At 66.2% G+C, this 8,965-nt stretch carries 9 protein-coding genes and 1 pseudogene; 6 read left to right on the top strand and 4 right to left on the bottom strand.

The annotated features are described in order from the left end of the window. The first annotated feature begins 53 nt into the window (after positions 1–53). The 4 genes from Y704_RS0107485 to amaP all read left to right on the top strand — a co-directional run bounded on the left by Y704_RS0107485 (position 54) and on the right by amaP (position 1,947). On the top strand, positions 54–236 hold the full coding sequence (locus Y704_RS0107485; RefSeq protein WP_026549661.1) for a hypothetical protein: 183 nt from the start codon (positions 54–56) through the stop codon (positions 234–236). Further along, positions 233–679 (top strand): Asp23/Gls24 family envelope stress response protein, encoded by a 447-nt coding sequence (locus Y704_RS19695; RefSeq protein WP_051476799.1) that lies wholly within the window; start codon positions 233–235, stop codon positions 677–679. The genes Y704_RS0107485 and Y704_RS19695 overlap by 4 nt, the downstream gene beginning before the upstream one ends. Continuing rightward, on the top strand, positions 676–1,245 hold the full coding sequence (locus tag Y704_RS0107495; protein WP_026549662.1) for a DUF6286 domain-containing protein: 570 nt from the start codon (positions 676–678) through the stop codon (positions 1,243–1,245). The genes Y704_RS19695 and Y704_RS0107495 overlap by 4 nt, the downstream gene beginning before the upstream one ends. A gap of 81 nt (positions 1,246–1,326) precedes the next feature. Then, positions 1,327–1,947 carry an alkaline shock response membrane anchor protein AmaP gene (gene amaP / locus Y704_RS0107500; protein ID WP_026549663.1) on the top strand — a complete coding sequence of 207 codons (621 nt, stop codon included), beginning with the start codon at positions 1,327–1,329 and terminating at the stop codon, positions 1,945–1,947. A gap of 94 nt (positions 1,948–2,041) precedes the next feature. Here the strand turns inward: amaP and Y704_RS19700 are convergent, their stop codons facing one another. Together Y704_RS19700 and Y704_RS0107510 are read right to left on the bottom strand one after the other, a co-directional pair. Further along, the gene (locus tag Y704_RS19700; protein WP_051476800.1) at positions 2,042–3,067 is read right to left on the bottom strand and encodes a glutathione S-transferase family protein; all 1,026 of its coding nucleotides are present in this window, start codon (positions 3,065–3,067) and stop codon (positions 2,042–2,044) included. A 19-nt stretch (positions 3,068–3,086) separates the two neighbouring features. After that, complete coding sequence (locus Y704_RS0107510) at positions 3,087–4,181, bottom strand: YihY/virulence factor BrkB family protein (RefSeq protein ID WP_026549664.1); 1,095 nt, start codon at positions 4,179–4,181, stop codon at positions 3,087–3,089. A gap of 144 nt (positions 4,182–4,325) precedes the next feature. Between Y704_RS0107510 and Y704_RS19705 the strand changes: the two genes are divergently transcribed. After that, positions 4,326–5,408: an NAD-dependent epimerase/dehydratase family protein gene (locus tag Y704_RS19705; protein WP_051476801.1), complete on the top strand. Its 1,083-nt coding sequence runs from the start codon at positions 4,326–4,328 to the stop codon at positions 5,406–5,408. Positions 5,409–5,620: 212 nt separating this feature from the next. On the opposite strand, the gene Y704_RS0107520 is transcribed toward Y704_RS19705, so the two are convergent. Continuing rightward, positions 5,621–6,442 (bottom strand): CPBP family intramembrane glutamic endopeptidase, encoded by an 822-nt coding sequence (locus Y704_RS0107520; protein WP_035771942.1) that lies wholly within the window; start codon positions 6,440–6,442, stop codon positions 5,621–5,623. 135 nt (positions 6,443–6,577) lie between these two features. Here Y704_RS0107520 and Y704_RS0107525 point away from each other — a divergent pair, with 135 nt between their 5' ends. Then, positions 6,578–7,951: a dihydrolipoyl dehydrogenase family protein gene (locus tag Y704_RS0107525; RefSeq protein WP_026549666.1), complete on the top strand. Its 1,374-nt coding sequence runs from the start codon at positions 6,578–6,580 to the stop codon at positions 7,949–7,951. Here the strand turns inward: Y704_RS0107525 and Y704_RS19710 are convergent. Continuing rightward, a pseudogene (locus tag Y704_RS19710) lies at positions 7,914–8,755 on the bottom strand (bile acid:sodium symporter family protein). The gene Y704_RS0107525 and the pseudogene Y704_RS19710 overlap by 38 nt on opposite strands. Positions 8,756–8,965 lie beyond the last annotated feature (210 nt).

Genomic DNA, 8,965 nt, shown 5'->3' on the forward strand with positions numbered 1-8,965 from the left:
CGGTGAAGGCCACCCCTGCCCCCCACATTCTGCATTGAGAAAGGCACCCGACAATGAGTACAACAGCTATGGGTCTTCTGACCGGCCTTTTCCTCGGATGGGTCGCAGCATTCGGAGGCTTCTCGGATTTCCTGATCGTGGCCGTGTTCGGCGCCCTCGGGCTGCTCACCGCCCGGATCATCGACGGCAAGCTCGACCTCGGCGCTCTGACCGGACGCTCGAGTAACCGCCGATGACCACCGTGCCGGGAAGAGCCGCGACGAACGCAGGAACTGTCCGGTCCGCAGATCCGAGCCCGCGAGGATCGGTATCAGCGGATCCTTCGACCCGCGGGAAACTCACCATCGCCGAGAAAGCGATCGAGAAGATCGCAGCCCACGTCGCCTCCGAGGTTCCCGGGATCAGTGGTTCCACCGGCGGGTTCCTCGGCATCGGCTCACGCGGTGAACACGCGCCGCGGCCGCAGGCGACAGTGCGCTTGAGTGGACTTATCGCCACTCTTTCCATCAGCGCCGGCATCCGCTACCCGGCGCCGCTGCGCACGACGACGGAACGCCTGCGCCAACATGTCCGCGACGAGGTATCGACCCGGTGCGGCGTCGAAGTGCGCCAGGTAGATATCGACGTCGTCGAATTGATCAACCCGTCGCATTCCACCGGCCGAAGGGAACTCCTATGAGCCCGAAACCCACGTCCCCGGCGCTGCGCCGCCGCTCCAGCCGCTCCCTGCCGGCGACCATCATCGCAATCCTCCTGCTCACGACGGCGGCCCTGGCAGTCTGGATCGGCGTCACCCGCATCACCACAGCAGAGTGGCCGCCGTTCCTGGCCTCGATCCGCGAAGACGTGGCGTCCCTGGCCTGGGACAGCCCCGCCCTGTGGACCACCGCCATCATCCTGATCCTTATCGGTCTGGTGTTGCTGCTGACGGCGATACTGCCCGGCAAGCACAACACCGCCAGGATTCAGGGCCCCGACAGCGCGGATGAACATTTCTCCGAGACCGCCATGAGCCGGCGCGGAGTCGCCCGGCTCGCAGTTGCCCACGTGGACCAGACCGACGGCGTCGATTCCAGCACCGTGAAAGCAACCGCCAAAAAGGTAGACGTCCACGTTCGAACGCCCCTCCACGACGCCGGGAACCTGTCGGAGCAGCTCACGAGTTCCCTGACCCGCAAACTTCAGGACGTCGGTTTGAATCCCACCCCGAAAGTCTCGGTGCGGGTCCGCGCCACCAACGACTGACCCCTCCGCTCACTCACCCGGACCCATAGGTCCGGCGTCGACAATATTCCCGGCAACGCACCGCTACGAAAGGATCCACTCATGAGGGAATCAGCCGGAAGACTCAACCGGACCTGGCTGGCCATCATCGGCCTGGCGACACTGATCCTGGGCATCGCGGGAGTCCTCCTGGCCAGCGGACTCGCCGGCACCATCGCCCAATCCGCCGGCGCCGGTTTTTCCCCGGCCGAACCCGCCGACCCGGCCCTGCCGGAGGGTTTCCGGGACGTCTTCGCGAACGACGCAGCACCCATCATTCTTGCCGTCCTTGCGGTGCTGATCGGCATCGGCGCACTTCTGTGGCTGCTCGCTCAGATTCCTAGGCGGAACCAGGCCCGTGCCTTCCGACTCCACGGCGACAACGGGTCCACCGGCTACACCACCTGCGAACCACGAGTCCTCACCGACGCCGTGGAACAGGAAACCGCAGCCCTGCCCGGAGTCACCGGAGCCACCGCTCTCCTGCGGGGGACAGCGGCCGAACCCGAATTGACCATCGACGTGCGCGTCGATGACCGGGCCGATGTCCAGGACGTCCTCGAGAAAATCCATGCTCAGGTAGCCTCGAACCTGGAAACCGCACTGGAGACGCCACTGCGCAAAGTCGCGGTCCTGTTCAACGTCACCGCCCGCCGCCGCAACGACCACGAAGCCGTCCTCTGATATCGCGGCGAGCCGGGTGGCCTGCAGGAGAGAGACGGAAGGGTGGAACGTGCAAAGGCACATTCCACCCTTCCTCATTCGTTCTCGGTGGTGCCTAGGCAGCCGTCGGCGGCGTCCCGTTCCCGAAGGGACGCCCGCCCAACTGCTCGCGGCCGTGGCCGGAGTGCCAGTTCGTGAGATCCGGTCCCTTGGGCACGATCCCCGTAGGGTTGATGTCCTCATGGACGATGTAGTAGTGGTCCTTGATCTGCTGGAAATCGATGGTGTCCCCGAAGCCGGGCGTCTGGAACAGATCCCTCGCATAGCCCCACAGTGCGGGCATCTCGGTGAGCTTGTTGCGGTTGCACTTGAAGTGGCCGTGATACACCGGATCGAACCGGACGAGGGTCGTGAACAACCGGACGTCGGCCTCGGTGATGGTGTCGCCCACGAGGAAGCGCTGCCGGGTCAGGCGCTCCTCCAGCCAGTCCAGCGCGCTGAACAACCGATCATAGGCCGCCTCGTAGGTTGCCTGCGACCCCGCGAATCCGCAACGGTAGACGCCGTTGTTCACTTCGGTGAAGACCCGCCTGTTGACGAGGTCGATCTCCCCGCGCAGCGGCTCCGGGTACAGCTCGGGAGCGCCCTCGCGGTGGAACTCCGTCCACTCGGAGGAGAAATCCAGCGTGATCTGCGGGAAGTCGTTGGTGACAACGGCACCCGTGGGGATGTCGACGATCGCGGGAACGGTGATTCCGCGCGGGTAGTTCGGGTCACGCTTGAAGAAGGCTTCCTGAAGCCGCTCGATGCCGAGGACCGGATCCCTGCCGTCCGGGTCGAGGTCGAAGGTCCAGGACCGGCTGTCGTGCGTAGGACCGGGAGTCCCGAGGGAGATGGCCTCCTCCAGCCCCAGCAATCTGCGCACGATGATGGTCCGGTTGGCCCAGGGACAGGCGCGCGCCGCGATCAAGCGGTACCTGCCCGGCTCCACGGGATAGCCGTCCGCCGCGTCGCGGGTGATCCGCGTTTCGAGGTAGGCGGTATCCCGCGTGAATTCCTCACCGGAGTTCACGTAGGACCCTTTAGTGCTGTGCTCCGTGCTGTGCTCTGCCGAGGCCTGTTCACGCTGTGTTCCGGACATCGATTGCAGCTCCAATTCCTCAGCGGCGATTTGATTCACGCTCGTACTTCTCACGGAGTTCGCGCCCGGTGTTGACCGTCTTGAGCTCCTTCTCATTCTTCTTCTCTGCTGCCTTCGTGTCGCGCGGCGGGAGCTGGATGGTGTCCTCCGCCTCGATACCGGCCTGCAGTTGGCGTCCGCGCTCCATCTCGGCGTCGAACTCCGCGCCGAAGAGGAGCGACAGGTTGGCCAGCCAGAGCCACAGGAGGAAGATGATGACGCCGGCGATCGCACCGTAGGTGGCCTCGTAGCTCCCGAACCTGGCGACGTAGAAGGAGAACCCGGCGGTGGTGAGCGCAAGGACCACGAGCGCGATGAGCGCGCCCATGCTCATCCAGCGGATCTTCGGCTGCTTCACGTTGGGCGTTCCGTAGTAGAGGACGGCGATCATCGCCACGGCGAAGGCCACCATGACCGGCCACTTGGCGATGTTCCACACCGTCACGGCGGCGGGACCGAGGCCGATGGCGTTACCGACGGCCTCGGCCACCGGGCCCGAGAGCACCAGGAGCAGGGCCATGATGACGATGAGGACCAGGACGACCACCGTGATGAGGAGCATCTGCGGGCGGAGCTTGAAGAACGGGCGGCCCTCGTCCACCTCGTAGATGCGGTTCATCGCCCGCGAGAACGCGGTCACATAACCGGACGCCGACCAGATGGCGCCCAACAGGCCGATGACGAACGTCAGGCCGGCGGCCTGATTGGAAGCCAGTTGCTGGACGATCGGCTCGATGGTGTCCGTCGCTCCGCCCGGAGCCAACTGGCCGACGATCCCCATGATCTGCGACGTCGTCGCCTCCGCCTGGCCGAACAGGCCGAGCAGCGACACCAGCGCGAGGATGCCGGGAAATATCGAGAGCACTGCGTAATAGGTCAGGGCCGCCGCGAGATCCGTGCACTGGTCCTTGCCGAATTCGCCGAGTGAGCGCTTGGCCACGTAGCCCCAGGCGGGCTTGGCCATGTCCTTCGGAGCTTCAGGCTTCCGTGGATCGTTCGGGTCAGGAGCGTTGCGGGCCTTCTGGGAAGTCTCGTTGTTCTTGGCGTCGCCTGACGCCGGGCTTTTGTCGCTCACAGTTACCTCCACAGAACGCCCTGTGCCTGCCGGGCGTCACATCCGATATCGTCTTCCCTATAACTGCACCATAAGCGTGCTTACTAGTCCAGTCCCGCGACGGGAGTCCACCGTTCCACGGGGCGCACAGGAGAAGGAACCCACATGAGAATTGCCGTGATCGGTGCCACCGGAAACGTCGGTACGGCGGTGCTGCGACGGCTGCACCGCGCCGCCGTCGAGCGGAAGGAAACCGGCGGTGAGCCCCTCTCCGTGACGGGAGTCGCCCGCCGCGCACCCGATCCCGCCGTTGCACCCTATCGCGGGGTCGACTGGCACATGCTCGACGTCGGCACGGACAGCGGGCGCGCGCAGCTTACTGCCGTGTTGGAGGGCGTGGACGCCGTCGTCCATCTCGCCTGGGCCATCCAGCCGAACCGGAATGAAGCCGCGATGTACCGCACGAACGTGACGGGCACGTCGAACGTGCTCCGCGCAGCAGCCGATGCGAAAGTGCAACAGGTTGTGTGCGCTTCGTCGGTGGCCGCCTACTCGGCTGCGGACAAGGACTCCCGGACGGATGAATCCTGGCCGACCGCCGGTATCCCCACGTCGCACTACAGCCGGCAGAAGGCCGAACAGGAAAGGCTGCTGGACCGGTTCGAGGCGGATCACCCGGAACGGACTGTTGCCCGGCTGCGCCCCGGGCTGATCTTCCAGCCCGAAGCAGGCAGTGAGATCGGTCGGTATTTCCTCGGGCCCTTCATCCCCAAGCTGGTGCTGGGCAGGATTCCCCTGCCACTGATCCCTCTTCCCGCGCAGCTCATCTTCCAGGCCGTGCACGCGGACGACGTCGCCGATGCCTACTGGCGGGTGGTCAAGCAGCGGGCGTCGGGGCCGTTCAATATCGCCGCCGAACCGGAGATCACCCCGGCCCGACTTGCAGCGGTCCTGGGCGCCCGCCGGGTGCTCAACATTCCCGTACCCCTGCTCCGCGCAGTGGTGGCCGTCAGTTGGGCCGCGGGCCTGCAGCGGACCGATCCGGGCTGGATCGATCTGGCGGCCCTCGTTCCCGTTATGGACACCAGCCGCGCGCGGACGCTTCTCGGCTGGTCTGCCGAGCACTCGTCGCGGGACACCCTGACCGCCGTGCTCGACGGCCTGCGCACCGGGAACGGGCTGAAGGGCTCACCCACCCTGTATCCGCGACGCGTGGCACCGGGCCGTCGATCGAGTGCGCAGCAATAACCGATTCGGGGCCACTTTCCCGTCATTGCTGCGCACTGCATGGAGGAAAGGAATGCTGGCAGGCCCTCGTGCGATCGAGTGCGCAGCAATAACCGATTCGGGGCCAATTCCCCGTCATTGCTGCGCACTGGATGGAGGGCTGCGCACTGGATGGAGGGCTGCGGGCTGCGCACTGGATGTGGGCAGCGCGGTGACTTCCGGGCGCGGGAGGATCAGTACAGGAAAATAGGAAACAGGTCGCGGTTGTGGGCGTGCAGCAGCACCAGGAACAGGACGAAGTCGAACAGCAGATGGACGCTCACCACATAGGTGAGCGACTTGGTCCGCGCGAAGATCCAGCCCTGCACCAGCGCAAACGGATAGATCAGGACGGGACCCCAGGCGTGGAAACCCAGCTCCCACAGGAACGAGGTGAAAAGGACCGCCTGCAGAAGGTTCGCCTGCCATTCCAGGATATGACGGCGCAGGAGGGTGAACACCGTGCAGATGAAGAACAGCTCATCCCAGATGCCCAGCACATTGGTGCCGAGGAAGAGCCGCGCTACGCTCCCTGCATCATCGGCTGCCGGCCAGTTCTCATACACGCCGGTGGGAACGAGGTAGACGGGCAGCAGCAGGTAACCGATGACGACGACGGCGGGAAGGTACCAGCGCTCCACCGGGGACCATTTCTGCCCGGTGAGGACGGGGAACCGAATGGCATGCTCGCGGTACACGAACCGCGAGATGAGGTAGGGCAGGCCGACAGCGGCAGCCATGGCGCTTCCCATGACGGTCATGTGGCTCACGCTGATGTCGGTGGTGATGGGGACGGCGTTCATGATCAGGATCCCGAGGGCGATCAGGGCGAGGTCACGGAGGAGTGCCCTGCTCAGGACGGCCGATACGGCGAGTGCCCCTGCAAGGAGAACGTAGCCCTGCCACTGCAGTCCGAGGCCGAACAGCAGGAAGCCGGAGGCCGCCGTCATCCCCGCCGGCAGGACGTTCCAGGTGGCATGCCGCACGGCCGAGGGGGCCGCGGCGGTTCTGGACATGCACCAGAGCCTACCCCCGGTTCAAGTCATCGCCCGCTGCGGATCGTCGTCCTGCCATCATTGTTTCCGGTGGAGTTTCCGGTGGAGGATGGGAGGACGCCGTCCCGTTTGGAAGAACCTACTGAAGGAGCGCCCGTGGAGTACACCTACGACGTACTGGTCATAGGAGGCGGTCCGGCCGGAATGGCCGCAGCAACACGTGCCGCCGAGCTGGGAGCACGGACGGCTGTGGTGGAGCGCTCGAAGCTCGGTGGCACCTGCGTAAATTCCGGTTGTGTCCCGTCACGGGTACTCGCCAAGACCGCGCGGCTCTTCCGGGAGGTCCGCACGGCGTACGACTACGGGATCGTGGTGGCTGAGCCCTCGGTGGACTGGGAGAAAACAGTCCAGCGCGTCCGTGCCACGGTGGAGCGGGTGCTCGACGCCAAGGGCTACCCGGCCACTCTGGAACGCCTCGGTATCGACCTGATCCGGGGCCAGGCCGTGTTCACGGGCGAGCGTTCACTGTCGGTGGACGGCGCGGACATCACGGCACGGGCCGTCATCCTCTGCATCGGCGGCGACGCCCGGCGGCTCTCGATCGACGGAGCCGAGCTGTCGATCCTGCCCTACGAGGTCCTCTCCCTTCCGGAGCTTCCCGCCGCCGTCGCGATCATCGGCGGCGGGCACACCGGTGCGCAGCTGACCACCATCTTCAATGCTTTCGGTTCGGAGGTCCTGCTGCTGGATGTGGCTCCAAGGATTCTGACCACCGAGGACGACGACGTCGCCGCGTCCGTCACCGAGGGCTTCGCCTCGAAGGGCGTCCGGGTCGAGACAGGCATCGACGGCATCGACGGCATCGCCCAGGGATCGGACGGCTCGCTGACCATCGCGTGGAAGCGGGACGGCGAACCCGTCTCGCAGGGCGTGAACGCCGTCGTCATGGCGGCGGGCTGGCCGGCGAACCTGGCAGGCCTGGGTCTCGACGCGGCAGGCGTCGAAGCGGCCCGGTCCTTCATCCCGGTGGATGACTACCTGCGCTCGAACGTGCCGCACATCTTCGTGGCGGGTGACGCCAACGGCAGCAGCATGCTGGTGCAGGCTGCAGTCTTCGAGGGCGAAACCGCCGCCGAGAACGCCGTCCTCGGCGCCAACCGGACCACACCGCACCATCTGCTGCCCGAGGGCGGCTTCACCGATCCGGACTACGCGGGCGTGGGGCTCACCGAGGCGAAAGCGAGGGAGCGGGACCCGGACTGCCACGCCGTCGTCGTTCCCTACGCGTCGGTGGAGCGGCCCATCATCGACGACCGTGAGCAGGGGTTCCTGAAACTGGTGACCGACCGCCACCGCGAACTGATCCTGGGGGCGCACGCCGTGGGGGAGAACGCGGTGGAGGTGATCCAGGCGGTGGCCTCCGCCATGGCGGGCGGAACCGACCTGGCGACATTGGCGCGCGTGAAGTTCGCCTACCCCACCTACAGTGCAGTCATCGGCTCCGCTGCGCGGGCTGCCCTGCGGAGGTAGGTGCGCTCCGGCGTCGCCAGTACGCCGCGAGCATGGCCCCGGAAACGTTGTGCCACACCGAGAAGATGGCACCCGGCAGCGCGGATTCGGGGGTCAGATACTGCCGTGCCAGGCCGGCGGCGAGCCCGGAATTCTGCATTCCCACCTCGATGGCCATGGTGCGGCGTGCGGTGAACGGCAGTTTAGAAGCCGCGCAGCGCCGTACCCCAGCGCGTATCCCAGACCGTTGTGGAGGATGACCGCGGCCAGAACCAGCAGGCCGGCCGAGAAGATGATCTCCGCGCTTCCTGACACCACGGCAACCACCACCACCGTGATCGCCGCGACGGACACCCAGGGCAACGCCGGGAGGCAACGCTGCACGAGGGAGGGCAGGAAGAACCGCACGGCCAATCCGAGGAGCACCGGCACGAGGACGATCTGCAGGATGGACCCGGCCATGGACCCGGCATCCACCGGCAGATACCGGCCCGCCAGCCAGAGCGCCAGCGCGGGAGGCAGACCGAGCAGCACCGAGACCAGCCAGCCGAGCAGCGGCATGACCGCGAACTGCGCCATCACTCCCGCCACGACGGGAAACGGCCGCCGCATCACCAGCGCGAGGTCCGGCGGGGTCAGGGTCAGCCCCATTCCGAACATGATGACGCCCAGCAGCGGGTTGATGAGCGGGCCGAGGCCCGTGAAGGTATCCGGGGTCAGCACCGCCAGCACGCCGCCCGCGAGGATGAGGAGCGGGAACAGGGTCACAGCGATGCGGGCGCTGCGTTCTTCGGCCAGGGATGGTGCGGGCGGCGTCTCGGTCATGGTTAATGGCTTATCACGTGCCCCGCACGATGACCGACTGCTAGGGTTTGTGGCACCTCAATAAGGCAGGGCTGCTGCGTTCCGCAGGAGCAACAGCGCAGGGAGATTACGGCGACCATGGACAAGAAATTCACCGCGACCGAGGAATCCAGCAGCAAGCACCCCCACGACTGGGGCCGCGCCATGGCCGTCGCCATCAGCAGGCTCGCG

It is taken from the genome of Arthrobacter sp. Br18 (genome assembly GCF_000520555.1).
GTDB lineage: Bacteria > Actinomycetota > Actinomycetes > Actinomycetales > Micrococcaceae > Arthrobacter_D.